At 70.8% G+C, this 22,138-nt stretch carries 18 protein-coding genes and 1 pseudogene; 5 read left to right on the top strand and 14 right to left on the bottom strand.

What is annotated here, in order from left to right:
• Nucleotides 1-30: 30 nt before the first annotated feature.
• Genes EDF53_RS10475 through EDF53_RS10455 form a run of 5 tightly spaced genes read right to left on the bottom strand, consistent with a single transcriptional unit; the run spans nucleotide 31 to nucleotide 5,356 of the window.
• Nucleotides 31-1,320 (bottom strand): lipopolysaccharide biosynthesis protein, encoded by a 1,290-nt coding sequence (locus EDF53_RS10475; protein WP_185021007.1) that lies wholly within the window; start codon nucleotides 1,318-1,320, stop codon nucleotides 31-33.
• A gap of 4 nt (nucleotides 1,321-1,324) precedes the next feature.
• Complete coding sequence (locus EDF53_RS10470) at nucleotides 1,325-2,632, bottom strand: nucleotide sugar dehydrogenase (protein ID WP_123293518.1); 1,308 nt, start codon at nucleotides 2,630-2,632, stop codon at nucleotides 1,325-1,327.
• Complete coding sequence (locus EDF53_RS10465; RefSeq protein WP_123293517.1) at nucleotides 2,629-3,645, bottom strand: Gfo/Idh/MocA family protein; 1,017 nt, start codon at nucleotides 3,643-3,645, stop codon at nucleotides 2,629-2,631. The genes EDF53_RS10470 and EDF53_RS10465 overlap by 4 nt, the downstream gene beginning before the upstream one ends.
• Nucleotides 3,642-4,739 carry a DegT/DnrJ/EryC1/StrS aminotransferase family protein gene (locus EDF53_RS10460; protein ID WP_123293516.1) on the bottom strand — a complete coding sequence of 366 codons (1,098 nt, stop codon included), beginning with the start codon at nucleotides 4,737-4,739 and terminating at the stop codon, nucleotides 3,642-3,644. The genes EDF53_RS10465 and EDF53_RS10460 overlap by 4 nt, the downstream gene beginning before the upstream one ends.
• Nucleotides 4,736-5,356, bottom strand: a complete 621-nt coding sequence (locus EDF53_RS10455; protein ID WP_123293515.1) for an acyltransferase — start codon at nucleotides 5,354-5,356, stop codon at nucleotides 4,736-4,738. Before EDF53_RS10455 ends, EDF53_RS10460 begins: the two co-directional genes overlap by 4 nt.
• A 157-nt stretch (nucleotides 5,357-5,513) precedes the next feature.
• On the opposite strand from EDF53_RS10455, the gene EDF53_RS10450 reads away from it, so the two are divergent.
• On the top strand, nucleotides 5,514-6,728 hold the full coding sequence (locus EDF53_RS10450) for an ankyrin repeat domain-containing protein (protein ID WP_148058314.1): 1,215 nt from the start codon (nucleotides 5,514-5,516) through the stop codon (nucleotides 6,726-6,728).
• A gap of 13 nt (nucleotides 6,729-6,741) precedes the next feature.
• On the opposite strand, the gene EDF53_RS10445 is transcribed toward EDF53_RS10450, so the two are convergent.
• From EDF53_RS10445 to EDF53_RS10415, 7 genes are all read right to left on the bottom strand, one after another.
• A complete protein-coding gene (locus tag EDF53_RS10445) occupies nucleotides 6,742-7,932 on the bottom strand; it encodes a glycoside hydrolase family 1 protein (RefSeq protein ID WP_123293513.1) in 1,191 nt (396 codons plus the stop codon).
• Between the two features lie 12 nt (nucleotides 7,933-7,944).
• A complete protein-coding gene (locus EDF53_RS10440; protein WP_123293512.1) occupies nucleotides 7,945-8,814 on the bottom strand; it encodes an alpha/beta fold hydrolase in 870 nt (289 codons plus the stop codon).
• Nucleotides 8,811-10,604 carry an ABC transporter ATP-binding protein gene (locus tag EDF53_RS10435; protein WP_243692485.1) on the bottom strand — a complete coding sequence of 598 codons (1,794 nt, stop codon included), beginning with the start codon at nucleotides 10,602-10,604 and terminating at the stop codon, nucleotides 8,811-8,813. The genes EDF53_RS10440 and EDF53_RS10435 overlap by 4 nt, the downstream gene beginning before the upstream one ends.
• On the bottom strand, nucleotides 10,601-11,545 hold the full coding sequence (locus EDF53_RS10430) for an ABC transporter permease (RefSeq protein WP_123293511.1): 945 nt from the start codon (nucleotides 11,543-11,545) through the stop codon (nucleotides 10,601-10,603). Before EDF53_RS10430 ends, EDF53_RS10435 begins: the two co-directional genes overlap by 4 nt.
• Complete coding sequence (locus tag EDF53_RS10425; protein WP_111085432.1) at nucleotides 11,542-12,522, bottom strand: ABC transporter permease; 981 nt, start codon at nucleotides 12,520-12,522, stop codon at nucleotides 11,542-11,544. Before EDF53_RS10425 ends, EDF53_RS10430 begins: the two co-directional genes overlap by 4 nt.
• On the bottom strand, nucleotides 12,519-14,276 hold the full coding sequence (locus EDF53_RS10420; protein WP_228505606.1) for an ABC transporter substrate-binding protein: 1,758 nt from the start codon (nucleotides 14,274-14,276) through the stop codon (nucleotides 12,519-12,521). Before EDF53_RS10420 ends, EDF53_RS10425 begins: the two co-directional genes overlap by 4 nt.
• A 352-nt stretch (nucleotides 14,277-14,628) precedes the next feature.
• On the bottom strand, nucleotides 14,629-15,729 hold the full coding sequence (locus EDF53_RS10415) for a LacI family DNA-binding transcriptional regulator (protein WP_254067118.1): 1,101 nt from the start codon (nucleotides 15,727-15,729) through the stop codon (nucleotides 14,629-14,631).
• Between the two features lie 227 nt (nucleotides 15,730-15,956).
• Between EDF53_RS10415 and EDF53_RS19345 the strand changes: the two genes are divergently transcribed.
• Nucleotides 15,957-16,109: a hypothetical protein gene (locus tag EDF53_RS19345; RefSeq protein ID WP_159570996.1), complete on the top strand. Its 153-nt coding sequence runs from the start codon at nucleotides 15,957-15,959 to the stop codon at nucleotides 16,107-16,109.
• 194 nt (nucleotides 16,110-16,303) lie between these two features.
• On the opposite strand, the gene EDF53_RS10405 is transcribed toward EDF53_RS19345, so the two are convergent.
• On the bottom strand, nucleotides 16,304-17,005 hold the full coding sequence (locus EDF53_RS10405) for a GntR family transcriptional regulator (RefSeq protein WP_235035805.1): 702 nt from the start codon (nucleotides 17,003-17,005) through the stop codon (nucleotides 16,304-16,306).
• A gap of 90 nt (nucleotides 17,006-17,095) precedes the next feature.
• Between EDF53_RS10405 and EDF53_RS10400 the strand changes: the two genes are divergently transcribed.
• A complete protein-coding gene (locus EDF53_RS10400) occupies nucleotides 17,096-18,298 on the top strand; it encodes an MFS transporter (protein WP_123293508.1) in 1,203 nt (400 codons plus the stop codon).
• An 86-nt stretch (nucleotides 18,299-18,384) separates the two neighbouring features.
• Here the strand turns inward: EDF53_RS10400 and EDF53_RS10395 are convergent, their stop codons facing one another.
• Nucleotides 18,385-19,548: a hypothetical protein gene (locus EDF53_RS10395; RefSeq protein ID WP_123293507.1), complete on the bottom strand. Its 1,164-nt coding sequence runs from the start codon at nucleotides 19,546-19,548 to the stop codon at nucleotides 18,385-18,387.
• Between the two features lie 187 nt (nucleotides 19,549-19,735).
• On the opposite strand from EDF53_RS10395, the gene EDF53_RS10390 reads away from it, so the two are divergent.
• Nucleotides 19,736-21,094 carry a sugar ABC transporter substrate-binding protein gene (locus EDF53_RS10390; RefSeq protein ID WP_123293506.1) on the top strand — a complete coding sequence of 453 codons (1,359 nt, stop codon included), beginning with the start codon at nucleotides 19,736-19,738 and terminating at the stop codon, nucleotides 21,092-21,094.
• A pseudogene (locus tag EDF53_RS10385) lies at nucleotides 21,091-22,011 on the top strand (carbohydrate ABC transporter permease); the annotation flags it as partial. The gene EDF53_RS10390 and the pseudogene EDF53_RS10385, both read left to right, overlap by 4 nt.
• Nucleotides 22,012-22,138 lie beyond the last annotated feature (127 nt).

The following is a 22,138-nucleotide window of genomic DNA, read 5'->3' as shown; positions in this document are numbered from 1 at the left end:
AGGGGTCTCCTCGCCCACGAAGCGAGTTATCTACATGTCGCATTTCACGGATCGGTTGTCCAGAGCGGCGTGTGCGGTTCGGTCGTGGATCCGGGCGGCCCGGAGGACGAGGAGGAGCACCGCCGCGTACGAGATCGCCATCGCGGAGGCGAGCGACACGAGCACGACGGGCATCGGCGCACCGAGCAGCGACGGCACGAGCACTGCCGAGGCGGACAGCGCGAGCCGTGCTCCGTCCCAGACCAGTTGCGCTCCCTGCCGCTGCAGCATCGAGAGCAACTGCGTGACCGGCGACACCGCGACCTGGATCGCGAAGGCCGGGACGAGCACCTGCGCGTACGTCCCCGAGACGGCCCACTCCGGGCCGAACACCGTCGAGAACACCGCCGGGCCGAGGAGCACGACCACCAACGCGGCCACCGCCCCGGCGAGCGCCAACCGCACGACGAGGCGGACCAGCAGCCCGCGGACCGGATCGGCCGAGCGGATGCCGAGGCCGAACGCCCCGGCGGCGTACTGCGCGGTGGCGTCGGCGACCATGCCGACCGGAGCGCCGAGCACCCGCATCGTGAGGGCGACGAAGCCGGCGGCGACGCTGCCGTGCAGGGCGGCGATGAGCAGCGACGGTGCCTGCTGCCCGACGACGTTGAGCATGGAGGACCACGGCGTGATGAGGAGGAACCGCCGGTGGTCCCGAGCGGCGGCCGAGAGCGTCCGCGGGGTGGTCCGCGCGGCGTCGCCCCGCCGGAACCGGACCATCCCGAGCAGGGCTGCGATCCGTCCCACGGCGAGGCCGCCCACCAGACCGATCGGACCGGCGACGGCCATCGTCAGGTTCCAGACGGACTGACCGACGCCCTGACAGGCGTTGCGCACGGCGATCGAACCGTGCCGTTGCTGACGCGCGAGCACGGCCGAGGCGATCCGTTGCGCTCCCACGGCGACGACGGTCACCGAGACGACCCACCACAGTTCTGCGAGGGCCGGGGCGGCGAACCACCGCGCCGCATCGTGCCGGAGGACCCAGGACGCCCAGGTCGTCCCGGCGCCGACGGTCAGTGTCGAGAGGAGCCCCAGGACGACCAGCGCCCGTGCCGTCGCCGTGTCGTGCGCGACGACCAGGGCGCGGTCGGTGCCGAGTGTCGCGCCGGCACCGAGGATGCTCGCGACCGCCGTGACCACTGCGAGGGTGCCGAAGTCGGCTGGCGTGTACAGCCGGGTGAGGAGCGGCGAGATCGCCACGACGAGCCCCTGCCCGAGGACGGTGCCGAGGAGGATCGTGGCGATCGCCGGGAGACGCCGTCGGGGCGTGGAGCGCACTGCGTCAGGCCGACGGGGCGACGGCAGGAGCGCCGATCGCCGTCACGGTGGTCGATGCCCACCGAGCGACGTCCAGCACGCGCCGGCCGTCGACGACGGTCCGGACACCGGGCAGACGGGACTCGTCCCACGTCGCGTACTCGGCGTGGTCGGCCTGCACGACCGCGGCGTCGACGGGCTCGCCGTCGGTGTGGGGCTCGAAGCCGAGACGGCGGAGTTCGTCGGCGGAGTACAGCGGGTCGGAGACCGTCACGAGCGCGCCGTGTGCCCGGAGTGCGTCGACCGTGCCGAACACTCCGGAGAAGGCGGTCTCCTTCACCCCGCCGCGGTACGCCGCGCCGAGGACGACGACGCGCTGGTCACGCAGGTCGCCGTGCAGGCGCTCGAGGAGGTCGACCGCGTGCGACGGCATCGCGGCGTTCCGGGCACGCGCAGCACGGACCACCGTCGCCTCCGGGTCGTTCCAGAGGTACAGCCGGGGGTAGACCGGGATGCAGTGCCCGCCGACGGCGATCCCGGGCCGGTGGATGTGGCTGTACGGCTGGGAGTTGCACGCCTCGATGACGGCGGCGATGTCGATGGCCTGTCGTTCGGCGAACCGTGCGAACTCGTTCGCCAGGGCGATGTTGACGTCGCGGTAGGTGGTCTCGGCGAGCTTCGCGAGCTCGGCGGACTCGGCGGTGCGGAGGTCCCAGACGCCGTTCGGGCGGTCGAGGTCGTCGCGCTCGTCGAACTGCAGGACGGCTTCGTAGAAGGCGCGTCCGCGTGCGGAACCCTGGTCGGACAGCCCGCCGACGAGCTTCGGGTAGCGGCGGAGATCCGCGAACACCCGCCCCGTCAGCACGCGCTCGGGCGAGAACACGACGTGGAAGTCCCGCCCCTCGACGAGTCCGGACCGCTGCTCGAGCCGAGGCGCCCAGCGGCCACGGGTGGTCCCGACCGGGAGCGTGGTCTCGTAGGCGACCAGGGTGCCGGGTCGCAGGTGGTGCCCGATCGTGTCGGTGGCGGCGTCCATCCAGCCGAAGTCCGGGATGCCGTCCGAGTCGACGAACAACGGGACGACGACCACGACGACGTCGGCCTCGGGGATCGCGGTGGCGGCGTCCGTGGTCGCCCGGAGCCGACCTGCGGACACGACCTCGCGCATCCCCTCGGCGAGCCCGTGCTCGCCGGGGAAGGGTTCGATGGCCGCGTTCACCGCATCGACCACCCCGCTCGCCACGTCGAGGCCCGTGACGCGGGCACCGGACCGGGCGTACTGCACGGCGAGCGGGAGTCCGATCTTGCCGAGACCGACGACGACGACGTTCATGCTGCTGCTCCTTCGGGCTCCGTGCCGAGCTGCACGGTCTGCTGGATCCGCGAGGACTCGAGGACTGCCTCGGCGACCAGCACCGTGCGCAGCCCGTCGCGGAGGGTGACGATGTCGGACGGGCGCCCGAGCACGGCGTCGCGGAACGCCTCGTGCTCGACGAGCAGGGGCTCGCGCTTGGTGATGGCGAACCGGGTGCTCGCCCCCTCGGACACACCCCGGAAGGCGGCCACCTGGTCCCACTCGGTCCGGACGGTGCCGTTCTCGTGGAAGGTCAGGTCGGCGGTGAGCGTGTCCGCGACGAAGGTGCCGCGTTCGCCGGTGACGATCATCAGTCGTTCCTTGAACGGCGTCAGCCAGTTCACGAGGTGGGACGTCAGTGTGCCGTCAGCCAGGCGACCGGTGACGGTCACCAGGTCTTCGTGCGGCCGCCCGCTCTTCGTCCCCGCGAGCGCCCCGACGTGGGCGAACGGCGACCGGGTGATCCACGAGGTCGAGTCGATGTCGTGGGTGGCGAGGTCCTTCACCACGCCGACGTCGGCGATCCGGGCGGGGAAGGGCCCCTGGCGACGCGTGACGATCTGGTAGACGTCGCCCAGTTCTCCGGCGTCGAGTCGCTGCCGCAGCGCCTGCAGTGCGGGGTTGTACCGCTCGATGTGTCCGACCGCACCGACGAGTCCGGCGTCGTCGAAGGCGGCCACGAGCCGCGCGGCAGCAGGACCGTCGACCGCGACGGGCTTCTCGATCAGGGCGTGCACCCCCGCCTCGGCGAGCTCCACGCCGACGGCTTCGTGCAGTGCGGTGGGGACTGCGACGACCGCCGTGTCGATGCCGATGGCGAGCAGCTCGCTGACGGAACGGACGACCGGCACCCCCTGAGCGACGTCGTGCCGGTCGCCGAGCGCATCGGCGACACCGACCAGTTCGACCCCGTCGATCGAGCGCAGGACCCGGGCGTGGTGCCGCCCCATCATCCCGAGGCCGATCACGCCGGCCCGCAGCACGCGGCTCATCGGCCGGCCCCGGCGAGGGTGTTGACGGCCTCGACGACGCGGTCGAGCTGGGACAGGGTCAGGGTCGGGTACACCGGCAGCGCGAGGACCTCGGTGGCTGCACGCTCGGTCTCGGGCAGGTCGGCCTCGTGGCCGAACGACGGCAGCCGGTGCACGGGCGTCGGGTAGTAGACCCCCGTGCCGATGCCGAACTCGGACCGCAGGGCGGCCGCGAAGCCATCGCGGTCGGACGGCACCCGGACGACGTACTGGTGGAAGACGTGCTCGGCTCGCGGGTCGGTCGTCGGGGTGACGACGCCGTCGAGTTCACGGGTGAAGTAGGCGGCGTTCGCTTGGCGTTGCGCGGTCCACCCGAGCACCTTGCGGAGCTGGACCCGTCCGATCGCCGCGTGGATGTCGGACATCCGCGCGTTGAAGCCGACGACCTCGTTCGCGTAGCGCTGCTCCATGCCCTGGTTGCGGAGGAGCCGGAGCATGCGGTCGACGTCCGGGGTCCGGGTGGAGACCATGCCCCCTTCGCCCGCCGTCATGTTCTTGGTCGGGTAGAGGCTGAACGCGGCGGCGTCGGACCCGCTGCCGACGCGCGCACCCGCCCACCGGGCACCGTGTGCCTGCGCCGCGTCCTCGATGACCAGCAGGTCGTGCTCTCGGGCGATCTCGGCGATCTCGGTCATGTCGGCCGGGTGCCCGTAGAGGTGGACCGGCATGACCGCGCGGGTGGCCGGTGTGACGGCGGCGCGCACGGCAGCGGGATCGACGCAGTACGTCAGGGGGTCGATGTCGACGAACACGGGGGCGGCGCCGACGAGTCGAACGGCGTTCGCGGTGGCGGCGAAGGTGAACGAGGGGACGATGACCTCGTCGCCCGGGCCGACGCCGAGGGCGACCAGTGCGAGGTGCAGCGCCGCCGTGCCGCTGTTCACCGCGGTGACCGCTGCGCCCTCGACGAGGACCGCACCGAACTCGCGCTCGAAGGCAGCGACTTCCGGACCCTGCGCGAGGCCGCCGCCTTCGAGGACGGCGTCGACGGCGCGGCGTTCCTCGATGCCGATGAGCGGCTTCGCCGCCGGGATGAGTTCGAGCGTGGTGGTCATCGGATGGCCTCGATCGTGTCGGTGGTCTCGGAAAGGCGGAAGCGGTCACCGGTCTCGGTGCAGACCAGGGTTCGGTCGTCGACCTGCGCGAGGCGTCGGCCGGTGCGGCTCACCCAGCCGATGCGGCGGGCGGGAACCCCGGCGACGAGGGCGTGGTCCGGGACGTCGTGGACGACGACGGCACCGGCAGCGACCAGCGCCCACCGGCCGATGCGCACCGGCGCCACGCAGAGGGCTCCGGCGCCGAGGGAGGCGCCGTGCTCGACCACGACGGCGGTCGGTCGCCAGTCGTCGGCGTCCTGCAGGGTGCCGTCCGGGTTGATCGCCCGGGGCGTGTTGTCGTTGGTCAGGACGACGCCGGGCCCGACGAAGACGCCGTCGCCGATGACGGCCGGCCCGTAGACGAGTGCCCCGTTCTGGATCTTGCAGCGGGCGCCGACCTGGACGCCGGCCCCGACGGTGACACCGCGGCCGAGCAGTGTCTCGCTGCCGACGGACGCTCCGGCTTCGACGTGGGAGTCGTCCCAGACGCGGACGCCGCGCGCGATCACCGCCGAGGGCGACACGACGGCGGTCGGGGCGACGAACGCGTTCGGGAGGATGGTGCTCGGGCTCATGGGTGCGCTTCCTGATCAGGCGCGGCGGTCCCTCCGCTGCATGCCCAGCGTACGATATACCGGTACGACATATCAAGTGTCATCATTGCAGCCGTGATGCATTCGTGCGACGACCGCCGCGGACCGGTTCCCGGAGGCCGCCGGGTAGTGTCGACCCGTGCGATGGAGTCGAGTGAACTGGCCGTCCGTGGGCTACGTCTCCCTCGAGGACTTCGACGGGCAGCGGGAGCACGTCGCCCGCGTGCTCGAGGACGCTCCCCCGGCCGTCGCCGCACTCCTGACCGTCAAGTGGACGGACTCCCGCATCGCACGGTGGGACGTCGAGCACCCGGATCTCGCGCACCCGGACCCCGCGCACCCGGACGACGAGGACGACGACGACACCGCGACGACCGTCGACCTGCCGGGCCACGGCGTCCCCGACCCGGTCGTCGTGCACACCGAGGTCATCGTCCGCAACGACGAGGTGCTCGACACCCCCGACGGCCTGTGGCGCCGGTGGAACCACGCCAGGGTCACGCTCCGACTCCGCGACGCGGTGGTGGACCCACCCCACACCGATCCCGCAGCACTGCTCGCCGGGGACGCCCACGTCGTGCGCGGTGAGCTCGAGTACCTGCACGAGCTCGACCAGTGGGAGCTCCGCCTGCTCGTCTCCCCCGTCGGCGAGGTCGCGATCCGCTTCCGGGGCGTCCGGGTCGCGATCCGCAGCGTGCCCGAGTCCGTCTACACGGAGCTCGACGCACGGCCGGCGCGCGGCTGGCACGGTCCGGTGCCGGACGGCTGGGTCGAGTACGCCACCGAGGTGGTGCGTGCCGCCGCGTACGGCGACCTGGGCGGACTGCACCTGGCCGACGACGCGAGTGACGTCGACGACGTCGACCCGCGCTGGGGCTTCGCCCCGCTGCACGCCGCCGCGTGGTTCGACCGGCCCGAGATGCTCGAGGAGCTCCTGCGCCGCGGCGCGTCGCTGCAGCTCACCGACACCGAGGGGCGGACGCCGCTGACGCTGGCGATCGACCGCGACGCACGTCGGGCGATCGCCGTGCTCGTGGCTGCGGGCGCCGACCTGGAGGCCCGGGACACCGACGGCAACACCCCGATCGTCCGCGCCGCCTGGGGTGGCCACGGTGCGATCGTGCGGTCGCTCGCCGCCGCGGGTGCGGACACCAGGGCGCTCGGCTCACGGGGCGCGTCCCTGCTGATCGCCGCGGTCGACTCCGGTGACCTGGACACGGTGCGGTCCGTGCTCGCCCTGGACGTCGACGTGAACGCCGAGGACGACGAGGGCTCGACCGCCACCGCTCGCGCAGAACTGCTCCGCGACCGAGCGGTCGCGGAGCAGTTGGCGCACTACTACTCGGGGAGCTGATCGAGCCGGCGGGCTACTCCGCCGTCTCGATGGCGTTCGCCTGGGCGACCTTCCCGTACCAGTGCGCGGACGGCTTCGGCGTGCGCTCGAACGTCTCCGGGTCCCACGACACGAGGCCGAAGGTCGGACGGAAGCCGGACGCCCACTCGTAGTTGTCCAGGAGCGACCAGTGCTGGTAGCCGAGGACCTCGATGCCGTCGTCGATGCAGCGGTGGATGCCCTCGAGGGCACCCTGCGTGTAGGCCTGGCGACGGGTGTCGTCGGCGGTGGCGATGCCGTTCTCGGTGATCATCAGCGGGACACCGCCGGACAGCTCCCACGCGCTGCGCAGCCCGTCGGCCGAGGCCTCCGGGTAGAACTCCCAGCCGGTCAGGGTCGTCTCGACGTCGTCCGCCACGGGCAACGGACCGGAAGCGCCGATGAACGTCCGGGTGTACGCCTGCACGCCGAGGAAGTCGTCGCCGGCGGCGTTCTCGAGGTACCAGTCGTCGCGCGGGTACCCGTACTCGCGGAGCATCGCGTCCGCGCCGGGCTCACCGTTGGACTTGAACGCCTGCGTCGCGACGGTCCAGCCGCTCTGGATGCCATCCACCTGGGAGAGCACCTCTCGCGATCGCTTGTGGCTGGCCAGCAGGGCGTCGGCGACGCCCAGGTCCGGGTTCGGCAGGCCGTACGCCACCAGGTTCGACGCGTCCTCGCCGCCGGCGAGCATCGCGGCGATGTTCGGCTCGTTGATCGTGCACACGTACCGGACACCGTCGGACACCACGGGCAGCGCGGCTTCGGTGTAGCGGGCGAACAGGTCGGCCGCGTCGGGTGCGCGCCAGAAGCCGTCGCGTTCGAACCAGCGGGGCACCGTGAAGTGCATGAGCGTGACGATCGGCTCGATGCCGAACTCGTGGCAGGCGTCGACCATGCGCCGGTAGTGGTCGATCTCGGCGCGGCTGACGAACCCGCGTTCCGGCTCGATGCGCGCCCACTCGATGCTGAACCGGTACGAGTTCAGGCCGAGCTCGGCGGCGATCCGGATGTCCTCGCGGTACCGGTGGTAGCTGTCCGCGGCGTCGCCGGACGGCTCGACGATGGTGGTGTCCGGCTCGTGCTCGTGCACCCACCAGTTCGAGTTGACGTTGTTGCCCTCGATCTGGTGCGCGGCGGTGGCGGCGCCCCAGAGGAAGCCCTTCGGGAAGTCGAGCGTGCTGATGACGGGGTCCTTTCAGTGGGCGTTCATGAACGCATCGAAGACGGCGACCGTGCCGAGCGGGTTCTCGATCTGGGGGCCGTGGTAGCTCTCGGCGATCACCTCGTACGACGCACCGAGACGCGACGCCATGTCCGCCTGCCACGGGATCGGCCAGGCGCCGTCCCAGACGCCGTGCGCGACGAGGACCGGCAGTCCGGTCGCGCGGAGTTCCTCGGTGGTGTCGGCGCGGTCCTCGAGGATCGCTGCGCCGCCGAGCACACTGAGGACGCTCGTGTGGTCGAAGCGTTCGCGGACCATCCGGGCGTCGTCGGGCAGCTCCGCGTCGGGGCGGCCGGCCCAGAGCGGATTCTGCGCGTCGAACAGCGCACGGTTGGAGCACGTCTCGGCGACGATCGTCTTCTCGGCGGCCTTGCGGTACGACCAGCCGTGCGGGCCGGAGCAGAACATCGTCACGTCGCGGAACGACGTCGGCGAGGCGATCGCTGCGGCGCGGACGATCACGCCGCCGAGCGAGTGGCCGACGAGGTGGACCGGAGCGCCGTCGTCGAGCAGTCCGGCGACGCGGACGACGTCGGCGGCCTCCTGCTCGAGCGTGTACGCCGTGCGGTCGTCGGGCGAGACCGAGTCGGCCTGTCCACGACGGCTGATCGCCACCGCCGACCACCCGGCGTCGCGGAGGAGCGGCAGGAACGTCCGCCAGTCCTCCTTCGAGCCGGTGTACCCCGGGACGATGAGCACGACACCCTTCGACACCCCGGACGGCACGATCCGGTACGCCGTGAGGCGGCCGATCGGCAGGTCGATCCCGACGACGTCGACACCGTCCGGCGTCGGCAGGTGGCCGAACGCCGGCACCGCCGGGAAGTCGTGCAGCGTGGTCACAGCCGGCCCTCCGCGAGGGCGCGGCGGGGGTTCGGCACGGCGTCGAGCAGGGCGATCGTGTACGGGTCCTGCGGGTTCTGCAGCACCTCGGCCGTCCGTCCCCGCTCGACCACGGCACCCTCGTGGAGCACCATGATGTCGTCGGTGATGAGCCGCGCGCTGAGCAGGTCGTGCGTGATGTAGAGGAGCGAGACGCCCCACTGCTCGCGCAGGTCCTCGAGCAGGGCGAGCACGCCGGCGCGCAACGTCACGTCGAGCATCGAGACCGGCTCGTCGGCGATGATCACCTGCGGGTCGGACGCGAGTGCCCGGGCGATGACGACGCGCTGCCGCTGCCCACCGGAGAGCTGGTGCGGGAGCTTCTGCGCGAACTGCTCGACCGGGGTCAGGCCCACGGTCTCGAGGAGCTCGAGCACGCGGCGCCGGGCGTCCTGCCCCGTCAGGTCCGTGTAGTTCGCGATCGGGCGGGACAGCGTGTACTCCACGGTGTGCAGCGGGTTGAGCGCCGCGTACGGGTCCTGGAACACCATCTGCACCTCGGAGCGGAGGTCCCGCAGGCCGCGCTTGCCCAGGCGTGCGACGTCGAGGTCGCCGAACCGGACGGTGCCGGTCGTCGGCTTCTCGACCCCGGTCAGGAGCTTCGCGATGGTCGACTTGCCCGAACCGGACTGGCCGACCAGGGCGAGCGACTGCCCCGGCTCGAGGGTGAACGACACGTCGCGCACCGCCTGCACGGGCTGCTCGCCGCGGCGCGGCGCCGGGTAGGTCTTCACGATGTTCGAGACGACGATCGGGTTCTTCGCCGCCGAGCGCTCACGCGACCCGACGGTGCTGAACGACGACGTGGCCTCCTGCCGCTTCTCGCCGGACGTCGCGCGCTGCGACCGGTCCGGGAACCCGGGCAGGGACACGATCTCGGCCCGCGGGTCGGCGTAGTGCGACAAGAGCATCTGCGTGTACTCGTCCTGCGGGTTGCGCAGGAGCTCCTTCGAGCCGCCGTCCTCGACGATGCGGCCCTCGTGCATGACGAGCACGCGCTCGGTGGCCTCGAGCACGATGCCGAGGTCGTGGCTGATCAGGATCGCCGTGAAGCCCTCGGCCTGCTGCAGCTCGATGATCGTGTCCATGACGGCGTGCTGCACGAGCACGTCGAGTGCCGTGGTCGGCTCGTCGAACACCATGAGCTGCGGTTCGAGCGACAGGGCCAGGGCGATCGAGACACGCTGCCGCATGCCGCCGGAGAGCTCCCCGGGGAACCGGGCGAGCATCGACGTCGGCAGCTTCACCTTCTCGATGAGCTCCTTCATCCGGGCGTCCCACCGGTCGCGCGACACGTGGCCGTGCGCCTTGAAGATGTCGATGAAGTGGTTCCGGACGGTGCGCACCGGGTTGAGCGCGTTCATGCCGGACTGCAGCACCATCGCGAAGCCGCCCTGGCGCTGCTGCCGGAGCGCTTCCTCGTCGAGGTCACGGATGTCGTGGCCGTTGAAGACGATGCTGCCGCCGTTCGTCCGCGCCGGCGGCTTCTGCAGACGCGTCAGCGCGTAGCCGAGCGTCGACTTGCCCGAACCGGACTCGCCCACCAGGCCGACGAACTCGCCTTTCCGCAAGCTGAACGACACGTGGTCGACCGCCTGCACGGCCGTCTGGCCGGCCGATTCGTACACGACCGACAGGTCGCGGACGTCCAGCAGGACGCCCTGGGCGTCACCACCGTCGGACGGGAGGCCCGTGGCGGCGCCGTCCCGCGCCTCCAGGCCGTCATCTGCGTACGTTCGCGAGCCGCTCATGCGGTCGCCTCCTTGCGCTTCGGGCGCGCGCCTTCGCGCAGCCGCGGGTTGGACACGGCGTCGACGCCGAAGTTGATCAGGGTGAGGCTCATCGCGAGCAGCGCGATGCAGAGACCGGGGGCGAAGAGCAGGATCCACTGGCCGGTGAGCAGCGCGTTGGAGTTCTGCGCCCAGTAGAGGATCGTGCCCCAGCTGACGATCGACGAGTCGCCGAGCCCGAGGAACTCGAGGCCCGCCTCGGCCAGGATCGCGCTCGTGGCCGCTCCGAAGAACGAACCGACGATGAGCGAGGTCATGTTCGGCAGGATCTCGCGGAACACGATGCGGGTCGCACCGTCACCGGAGAACTGCGCGGCCGTCACGAAGTCCCGACCGCGCAGGGACTGCGTCTGGCTGCGCAGGACGCGTGCGCCCCAGGCCCAACCGGTGACCACGATCACCGCGATGATGACCGCGATGCCGCCGTTCTGCAGGTACGCCGCGATGACGATCATCAGGGGCAGGCCCGGGATGACCAGGAACAGGTTCACGATGAAGCCGATGACCTCGCCGATCCACCCGCGGACGTAGCCCCAGCTGAGGCCGATCGCCACGGCGACGAGCGTCGACAGGATGCCGGCGACGGCACCCACCATCACGGAGATCCGTGCGCCGTAGATGATCTGGGACAGGACGTCCTCGCCGGCGGCGGTGGTGCCCATCCAGTGGTCGGCGGTCGCGTCGGCGGACCGGGCGAAGCCGTTCTGGCTGGCACCGTACGGGGCCAGGAGCGGCGCGAAGATCGCGACCAGCACGAACACCGCGAGGATGATGATGCCGATCCGGGCCTTCGAGTTCGACCAGACGACGCCGAACTGGCGGGCGATGCTCTTCCACTTGGAAGGAGCCTGTTGTTCGTCGGTGTCCTGGGTCCGGACAGCGACAGTGGCGTTGTTGGTCATCGGCGCGTCCTCGGGTCCAGGACGCCGTACATGACGTCCACGATGAAGTTGGCGATGAGCACCGACACGGTGATCATCAGGAAGAGGGCCTGCATCAGCGGGTAGTCCTGCCCGATGACGGCGTTGAACAGCAGGTAGCCGATGCCGGGGTAGCCGAAGACCTGCTCGACCAGCACCGAACCGCCGACCACGCCACCGAGTGCCAGACCGAAGCCGGTCAGGTTCGGCAGGATCGCGTTCCGCGCCGCGTACCGGACGGCCACGGTGCGGCCGCGCAGACCGTTCGCCTCGGCGAAGGTCACGTAGTCGTCACCGAGCGTGTTGATCATCGCGTTGCGCATGCCGATGATCCAGCCGCCGAGGCTCGTCACCAGGATCGTCACCGCGGGCAGAACCGCGTGCTGCAGGGCATCGGCCGCGAACGCTCCGTTGAGCCCCGGGGTGGTGGTCGCCGAGTAGGCGCCCGTCGTCGGGAACCAGTGCAGGACGTAGCCGAGGAAGAACAGCAGGAGCAGGGCGGTCCAGAAGTACGGGAACGTCGACATGAACGACCCCGACAGCGTCGGGAGCGAGTCCAGCCAGGTGCCGCGCTTCCACGCCGCCGCGACGCCGATCAGGGTGCCGAGGACGAACGCGAGGATCGTCACGACGCCGACCAGGATGAGCGTGTACGGCAGGGCCTTCGACACCAGGTCGCCGACCGGCTGCGGGTAGAACGTGTAGCTCACCCCGAAGTCGAGCGTGACGACCTGGTGCAGGTAGTTGACGTACTGGTCCCACAGGTTGCCCGTGGGGACGCCGAGCTGGGCCTCGATGGCCTTCTTGGTGGCTTCGGTGACGGGTCCGTTCTGGCTGAGCTTCGCCAGCGCGGCGTCCGACGGGCTGCCCGGCATGAGGCGCGGGAGCACGAAGTTCAGCGTGACCGCGGCCCAGAGGGTCAGGACGAAGAGGACGAGTTTCTGGAGGATGTACTTCACTTCTGGTCCTCTTGCTGCTTCAGGATCTCCTGGCCGGCTGCGCTGTCCCGGAGCCGGAGCTTCGAGAAGATGAGCAGCGGTGCGGAGTCGTAGTTCTGCGGGGCCATGTACGGGTCCTCGGCGCTGGGCCAACCGACGAACTTGCCGGTGTTGAACAGCCCCCAGAGCCCGCCGTAGTACATGCCGATCACGGGCAGCTCGTCGTACACGATCTCCTGCAGCTGGTTCAGGATCTCCTGCTGCTTCGCCGTGTCCGTCGTCGCCTTGTACTCGTCGAGGAGCTTCTGGGTGTCGGCGTTCTTGTAGCGCTCGTAGTTGTTCACCGTCGACTTGCCGACCGGCTGGTAGAAGTCGCTGCTGAGCAGGGAGTTGAACGCCTGGTAGACGTCACCGTTGCCCATGCCGCCCATCGCCATGTCGAACGTGCCGTTGTTGATGTTCTGCTGGTACCCGGCGGGCTGTGGTGCCTGGATCGTCACCTTCACGCCGATGGCCGTCAGGTCGCGACGGACCTCCTGCGCGGCACGGAGCCAGTCCGAGTAGCCGTTCGCGGTCATGATGGTGATGGACAGCTGCTTGCCGTCCTTCATGATCTTCCCGCCCTGCTCGGTCCAGCCGGACTTCGCGAACGCGGCCTTCGCAGCGTCGACGTCCTGCGTGATCATGCCCTTGTCCGGGATGTCCGGGTTGAGGTACTTCTCCTGGTTCGGCAGGATCAGGCCGGTCTGGCCCGCTGCCGCCAGGTTGCCCTCGGACGCGGTCTCGGCGATGTCGTCACGGTTCAGCGCGAGCGAGATGCCCTTGCGGACGTTGACGTCGTTGTACGGGGCCTTCGTCAGGTTCGGGATGAGGCCGATCACGCCACCGGCCGGGAACCACCACTGGTTCGTCTTCGACGCGGCACCCCAGGTGCCCTTGACGTCCGAGATGAACGAGTACGCCCAGTCGTAGCCGCGGGTGACGGTGTCGAGCTGCGTGTTCGTCGCCGGCAGGATGAGGTGCTTGATGGCGATCTTGTCGGCCTGCCAGTACGTCGGGTTCTTGTCCATCGAGTACTGCTGGTCGGTGTAGTTGCCGAGCACGAACGGACCGGTGCCGACCGGGTTCGGGTCGCGGAACGTCGTGGGGTCCTTCACGCCGCCCCAGTGCTGCTCCCCGAGGATGTACGTCGCGCCGATGATGTTCAGGCTGGGCACGTCGTCGCTCTTGAGGTGGAAGACGACGTGGTCGCCGTCCACCTCGATGCTCTTGATGTGCTGCCAGGCGCCCTTGACGTCCATCGCCGGGAACTTCTTCAGCAGGTCGAACGTGAAGACGACGTCCTTCGCCGAGAACGGCGAGCCGTCGGACCACTCGACGCCCTGGCGGATCGTCATGTCGATCGTGCTGGCGTCCGGCTGGCTCCACTTGCTGGCGAGCCACGGGGTGCCCTTGCCGTCGAGGGGGTTGATCTCGATGAGCGGCTCGTACATCCACTTGGAGGCCGTGCGGGCGTTCGCGATGTACGGGTTGAAGTTGCGGTCGAACAGCGGGTTGCCGTGGTCCGCGTTGATGAGCATCGTGTCCTTGCCGATCGTGGGATCGGGTTCGGACCGGACCTGGATGCTGCAGCCGGTGGCCATGAGGGCCACGGCTGCGAGCCCGGCGATCGCCGCGACGAGGCGTCCGCGTCGTCGGGTGCTGCCGGGGCGCGTTCCGGGAGCGCGGGTCCCGGGGTCGCGCTTGCCGCGCGTGCGCTGTGGGGGAAGCGTCATTGCTCGGTCGACCTCCGTGTCGAATCGGTACTGGGTCAATGTATGCGCTTACATCGCGTCGCGCAACACCGGGGTTCCGTGCCGGGGTGGTACGCAGGCGCGGGCGGAAGCAGCGAGCGTCGGAGCGAGGGTCGGAGCGAGGGTCGGAGCGAGGGTCGGAGCGAGGGTCGCTGCGCACGGTGCGCGTTCCGTCGCCGGGTGCGAGGCTGCCCGCTCCGTGCGCGGTTGCAGGCCCGCACCGGGCGGTCAACGTCGCACGGGATGAGCAAAGCCGCACGGTGCGGACGCATCGCCGCGCCGCTCGCCGCCTCGCTCGCCGCGCCGCTCGCCGCGCCGCTCGCCGCGCCGCTCGTCACAACGCCGGCGGGCAGCTTTCGCGCAGCAGCACCTCGACCGGCAGCCGGACGGCGCGCGGCGGTCCCTCGCGACGGTCCAGCCGGTCGACGATCGCCCGCACCGCTGCACGCCCGAGTTCCCCCATCGGCTGGTGCACCGTGGTGAGCCGCGGCGACGAGAACCGCCCGGCGTCGATGCCGTCGAACCCGGTGACGACGACGTCCTCGGGCACGCGCAGGCCCCGGGCGGTGGCGGCGTCGAGCACCCCGAGCGCCGACTGGTCGTTCGAGCACACGATGGCCCGGGGCACCTCGTCCGCCAGCAGCGTCGCCGCCAGCTCGCGCGCCCGCGCCCGGCCGAAGTCACCGTGCACCACCCGGACCGACGACGCCGGCACCCCGTGGTCCGCCAACGCCGACCGGAAGCCCGTCGAGCGCTCCATGTCGTCCGGTGAGTCGATCGGGCCTGCGACGTACGCGAGCGACCGGATGCCGAGCCGCCCGATCACGTGCGATGCGAGCGTCCGCATGCCGGCGCTGTTGTCCACGCTCACGGAGTCGAACCCGTGCGACCGCCGGTCGTCGGCGAGCACCACGACCGGGATCCGACGGGCGACGTGCTCGAGCAGGTCGTCCGGCACGGTCTGCGCGAGCACGGCGAGGCCGTCCACCCGGCCGGCGACGTCGTTGACGATCACGTCGCGCGAGGACCCCCGACCGGCGGCGACCATGAGCGCGAGTCCGCGCTGCCAGGCCTCGGTCTCGGCGCCGCGCAGGACCTCGTCGAAGTACAGGTTCGAGGAGAACGGCTGCGTCACGTGGCGGCGGTCGTCGACCACGCGGACGCCCCCGTCGGTGACCAGGTCCGGCCGTTCGTCGGGCACCACGTCGAACCCGGGCAGCAGCAGTCCGACGACGCCGGTGCGCTTGCCGGCGAGGGCTCGGGCGTTGCCGGAGGGGACGTAGCCGAGGCTGCGGATCGCCGCTTGGACGCGGTCCCGGGTGCCCTCGCGGACGGCGTCCGGCGTGCGGAGCACGCGCGAGACGGTCGCGATCGAGACGTTCGCGGCACTGGCGACGTCGTAGACCGTGGGAGGTGCGGTACGTGGTGCAGCCAAGCCGTGCCTCCCGTCCGACGTCCGCTGGTGCGCACCGGGGCGGCGCGGCCGCACCATCCTAGGCACGGTCCGTGACGGCACTTCTCCACATGTGACGAAAGCCCTTGCGGCGGCCGGAGCGACCGCGCGACACTGTCACGACCTCAGTACGTCCCGTGAGGAAGCGCACCGGCGGGCAGGATGCCCGCGCACACCACGATGCCCACACGCAGGGGAAGGACACCGACATGTCACAGGCGACACGATCCGGAAGCAAGCTGGCGAACCGCGCGAGCCACGACGAGGCCGAGGTGCGCGACGCGCTGCTCGAGCGCACCGACGGCGGCGGTTCGACGTTCGACCAGCTCGACGCGACGGAGGAGCGCGCGGACCGCCCGTAGCGGGTCACGTCCGGCGTCGACCGGGCGACGGCCAGGAGGCGCGGACCGGCAGCTGCTGTCGGGTCGCGTCTCCGGCACGGTCGCGTCCAGTGCCCTGCTCGCGCCACGGCGGACCGGGTCACGCGCCGCGCGCCACGCGCCGCGCGTCACGCCGGGCCCCGGGGTTCGTGCTCCGTCAGGTCACGCGGTTCGCGTCAGCGCTCGGTGGCCCCGACGATCGTCATGCCCGCGCCGCGCAGTCGGCGGCGCTCCTGTGCGATCCAGCCGAGCAACCGGTCGTTCGTCCCGGCGACGTGCGCTGCGACGAGCCCGGCCGCACGGTCGGCGTCGCCGTCGCGCACGGCGTCGATGATGGCGCTGTGCTCGTCCCACGCGGCGTCGCGAGCCTCGGGCGTGCGCACCTCGATCCACCGGGTCCGCTCGAGACGGGTCAGGGCATCGGCGATCGCGTCGGTGATGAACCGGTTGCCGCCGAGCGCCGCCAGGTCGAGGTGGAACGTCGAACCCATCCGGATGCCGGCCTGCTGGTCGGGCGTCGGGCGCAGGGCGTCGAGGTGCCCGCGGACCTCGGCGAGCTGTTCGGCGCTCGCCCGCTCGACCGCGAGTCGGGTGGCGGCGGGTTCGAGCACGCCCCGGAGTTCGGCGAGCGAGGCGATCTCGTCGAGGTCGATCGGGGTGACCGTCCACGAGCGCCCCTCGTGCAGGATGAGGCCTTCGCGCTCGAGCCGCGACAGTGCGGCACGGACGGGGGTCCGCGAGGCGTGGAACCGCGCTTCGAGACCGCGCTCCGAGATGCGCTCACCCGGCGCGATGTCGAGCGTCAGGATCGCGGCACGCAGGTTGTCGTAGAGCTGGGCCGTCTGCGACACCGGGGTTGCATCGGTCGTGTCGGTCACGGCCAACAACTCTAGCGGGGACACCGTCGGAATGGTATACCGTTGTGGTATACCAATTACTTCCGACATGAAACGATGCGAGCCACCACGATGACCGCGACCGCCGCACCCCCGACGCCCACCACGATCGGCCGCCGAGCGTGGACGATGCTCGCACTCGGGGTCGCCGCGCAGGCCGCCGGGACCCTGGTGGTGACGGCTCCCGCTCTGCTCATCCCGTACCTGCACGCGAACGGTACGTCCCTGACCGTGGCGGGCGTGCTCGCCGCCGCGCCGACGTTCGGCATGGTCCTGACGCTCATCGCCTGGGGCGCGATCACCGACCGGATCGGCGAACGGATCGTGATCGCGGGCGGACTCGTGCTGACGACCCTCGCGGTGGTCGGGGCATGGCTCGCCGCGGGCGACCCGGTCCTGCTCGGTCTGGCGTTCCTGCTGGGCGGCATGACGAGCGCGTCGACGAACGCCGCGAGCGGCCGGGTCGTCGTCGGCTGGTTCCCGAAGGAGCGGCGCGGGCTCGCGATGGGCATCCGGCAGATGTCGCAGCCGCTCGGCGTGACACTCGCGGCGGTCACCGTGCCGCAACTCGCCGAGGGGTCCGGGATCCGCACGGCCCTCGTCCTGCCGATCGTCCTCTGCGCCGTGCTCGCGGTGCTCTGCGCCGTCGGCATCCAGAACCCGCCACGACCGGCCCGGCACACGGCACCGGCCGAGACGACGGCGAACCCGTACCGGGCGAGCGGGTTCCTCTGGCGGATCCACGCGGTGTCGATCCTGCTCGTGGTGCCGCAGTTCACCCTGTCGACCTACGGGCTGGTGTGGCTCGTCGGGCTGGGCTGGTCGACGGCCGCAGCAGGGCTGCTCGTCGGGGCGTCGCAGTTCGTCGGGGCGATCGGGCGGATCCTGGTCGGGGTGTGGAGCGACCGGGCCGGCTCACGCGTCGGACCGCTGCGGATCGTCGTCGTGAGCGCCGCCGTCGTGATGGGGCTGCTCGCGCTGGTCGACGTCACGCACCTGGCGGCCGGCGCCGTGTTCCTGGTGATCGCGACGAGCGTCACCGTGGCGGACAACGGGCTGGCCTACACGTCGGTCGCCGAGGCGGCCGGGCCGTTCTGGTCCGGTCGCGCCCTCGGCACGCAGAACACCGGGCAGTTCATCGCGGCGAGCGCCGTCGGCCCGGGCATCGGCGCGTTGGTGACGGCGCTCGGGTTCGCGGCGTCGTTCGGCATCGTAGCTGTGCTGCCGCTGCTGGCCCTGCCGCTGGTCCCGCGTGCGGACCGGTCGCACGACTGACCGCGCGATGCACTGCAGGAACGGGCGTACCTGGTCGAAAGAACTGACCAGGTACGCCCGTTTCGATAAGGTACGCGCGCGGCTCGCTAGGCGGGGACGACCGGACCCACGGGCCAGCGGAGCAGCGCGGCGGCGGGAGCACCACCGGGCAGCGACGCGGCGTTGACGAGCACGAGCTCGGCGTCGGTCAGCACCGCGGCCCGCACCAGCGCGCACACCGCCGGCACCGCCCCGATGACCGGCGTCCCCGCGGCCTGCTCCGGTGCTGTGGCGACCCACGGCGCCCCGGCGAGCGCGAGCAGCGTCCGGTCGCCGATGGCCACGGCGTCGAGGGCGACGGTCGCACCCTGTGCCTGCTGCAGCGCCTCGACGACGGGTCCGAGGCCGGTGACGACCTGGTTGTCACCACGGCCGACGTGCGTGCGGAGCGAGTCCTCGAGGTCGTGACGGCGGGTGGCGACGACGCGGGCGAGTGCGGTCTCGACGTGCTCGACGAACGCCTGCTTCGAACCGGCGTCGGCTCGAGGGTCGCCCGGGAACACCGAGACGAGTGCACGGGTCTCGGACGAGAGTGCCTTCACCAGCAGCTCGCGGGCGGTGACGTCACCGGCGACGACGACGAGTCCGGGGCGGATCGTCCGCACGGCCTCGTCGACGGCAGCAGCGGTCTCCGAGGAGTTCTGCTTCCAGATCTCCTCGGTGTGCTGCTGCCAGTGCGGCTGCTTCCACCCGGTGCCGGCCTTGGCGTAGTGCAGGGTGTCGTTCCGGCCCGCCACCTGCTGCTCGGACGCGTCGGCCGCGACCGGAGCGTGCCCGAGGCGGTAGGCACGGAAGGCCCCGCCCTCCTTGCCGGCGTGGACCACCAGGAACGGCAGGTCGACGGGACGGTGGGCGACGAGCGGCACCAGGTCCGGTACGGCTCCGACGCCGACGGACTCCGATCCGTGCAGCGGCCCGGGCAGGACCTCGCTCAGCACGACCTCGCCGTCGTGCACGAGCACGTACCGGGTGACGGGCGAGGGGACGCCGGGCTCCTGCTCGAACTCGGTGGCGACGGCGTCGACGACCTCGTCGGACGCACCCTGTGCCCGGAGCCCCTCCTCGACACCGCGGAGCTTGAGCGCCGCCTGTCGTCGGGGATCCTCGACGTTGCCGGAGACGTCGGCGTAGGCCCAGGCCCAGGTGCCGCCGCCCTCCAGTCGCTCTCCCAGGATCCGGTGCAGTTCGCTCGTCGCGTTGGTCGACGTCATGGCAGCTCCTCTCGGACGGTTGCCGGAGCCGATGAGCCCCGGCGCTCTCACGTGCGACCACACTCCACCTCGCCGCCACCGGGCGTCCACAGTCGGGAGCGAACACCCAGGCGCGAATCTGCAACGACGCTCGGTTTTGTGGTTGGCTGAGCTGGACCCCGAATCGACGACGAACCGGAGTGCGGCAATGACGCCACGACCACGACCCATCTCCAGACGACAACTCCTGGGCTTCGGCATCGGCACGGCGGCGGCAGGGCTGCTCGCCGGCTGCGCGGTCCCCGGTTCCACCAACGTGAACAAGGCCGCCCTCGTGCCGGCCGCCGCGTCGGGCGAGACCGTCCAGCTCACCTACTGGGCCTGGTTGAAGGACCTGCAGAAGGTCTGCGACGTCTGGAACAAGACGCACCCGAACATCCAGGTGTCGGCGAACTGGATCCCCGGTGGCAACAGCGGCGGGTACCAGAAGATGTACTCCGCGCTGGCGGCTGGCGGCGGTCCGGACATCGGTCAGGTCGAGCTCCGGCAGATCCCCGAGTTCATGCTCGCCAACGGTCTCGTCGACCTCGCCCGCTACGGCGCGAAGGACTTCGAGTCGAAGTACGACGAGGCGGCGTGGGCGCAGGTGTCCTTCGTCGACGGCATCTACGGCATCCCGCAGGACACCGGCCCCATGGGGTTCTACTACCAGACCGCCCTGCTCGAGCAGGCCGGCGGCGAACCCCCGACGACGTGGGACGAGTGGCGGGACCTGGCCGAGAAGGTCCGGAAGACGGGCAAGCAGAACTACCTCGAGGTGTTCCCGGTCTCGGACGCGTCACCGTTCGCCGCGTACGCACAGCAGGCCGGCGCCCGCTGGTTCAAGGTCGACGGTGACGAGTGGGTCGTCGACATGACCGACGACAAGACCCTGATGGTCGCGGACTTCTTCGACGGGGTCATCGACGACAAGCTCGTCGACACCAGCGCCGGTGCATACTCCCCCGGCTGGTACGCCTCGGCCGCGAGCGGCAAGATCGCCGCGGTCACGAGCGCGAGCTGGGGCGATGCCCTGATCGAGTCCGTGCAGGGCGGCGAGGGCAAGTGGAAGGTCGCCCCGATGCAGAAGTGGGGCGCCGACGGCTTCGGCTCGAGCGCCATCGGCGGGTCGACGGCGGCGGTCCTGGCGAACGCGAAGCACCCGAGGGAAGCGCTCGAGTTCATCACCTGGATGACCACCTCGAAGGAGGGCATCGACGCGATGATCAAGCACTGCGGCATCGGTTGGTCGCCCGCGGTCGACTACATCGGCAAGCAGCGTGAGCAGCCGTCGAAGTGGTTCTCCGGCCAGAACTACAACGAGGACGTCTTCGTGCCGGCCTCGAAGGAGCAGAACATCGACTGGTCCTGGTCCCCGGTGACCCAGTCGGCGTTCACGAGCCTGCAGAACCAGTTCCGCCGCAAGCTCACCTCCGGCCTCAAGCTCTCCGACGCGGTGGAACTCGCGCAGCGGGAGATCGTCCAGTCCTTCAAGGACAAGGGCCTCAGCGTCAGGACGGCACGATGAGCCAGCAGACCAGCACGCGACCCGCCTTCCGCACGAGCACGAAGGCCACGAGTGCGCAGAAGCGTGCCCCGTGGATCCTGCTCGCGCCGTTCCTGGCCCTGTTCCTGCTGACGTTCATCATCCCGATCATCAGCGCCCTGTTCCAGTCGTTCACGACCGTCGACCGTGAGGGCCTGTTCGGCGAGGACGGCGTCGTCGGCAAGTTCGCCGGCTTCGACAACTACGCGATCGCCCTGCAGGACTCCGGTTTCGTCGCCTCGATCGGCCGCATGCTGCTATTCGGCATCGTGCAGGTCCCGGTGATGATCATCGCCTGCACGATCCTGGCGCTGCTGCTCGAGTCGGCGAGCGCCCGCTGGCCGGGCTTCTTCCGCGCGATCTACTTCATGCCGTACGGCGTCCCCGGCGTCATCGCGACGATCCTGTGGTCGTTCCTGTACGTGCCCGGCCTGTCGCCGATCGTGTCCCTGCTGCAGTCGATGGGGCTGCAGCCGGACTTCCTCGGCGCCAACAGCGTGCTGTGGTCGATCGCGAACATCGTCACGTGGACCTACACGGGCTACAACATGCTCATCATCGTGGCGCAGCTCAAGTCGATCCCCGGCGAGGTCTACGAGGCCGCCAAGATGGACGGCGCCGGCCCGTTCCAGGTCGCGTGGCGGATCCAGATCCCGCTCATCGCGCCGGCCCTGGTGCTCACCACGGTGTTCTCGATCATCGGCACGCTGCAGCTCTTCGCGGAGCCGCAGATCCTGTCCACGGTCGCCCCGGCGATCGACACCGAGTACACGCCGAACTACGCCGCGTACACGAACGCGTTCGCGTTCAACGAGTACGGCGTCGCGAGTGCGCAGGCGGTGATCATCGCGCTGGCCGCGTTCATCCTGTCGTTCGCGTTCCTCGCGTTGACGAACCGCGCGCCGAAGGACGAACGCGACCGGCGCAAGCGCGCCAAGCGTGACGGCCTGGAGGCCCGCACCGCGCTCCAGACGCGCGCTGCGGCGGGCAGCACCGGTACTTCCCAAGCCGCACCGGGCCTCCAGG

Source organism: Curtobacterium sp. PhB78 (assembly GCF_003751685.1).
Lineage (GTDB): Bacteria > Actinomycetota > Actinomycetes > Actinomycetales > Microbacteriaceae > Curtobacterium.
The sequence above is the reverse complement of the archived record's forward strand: the minus strand, read 5'-3'. Positions and strand labels throughout refer to the sequence as shown.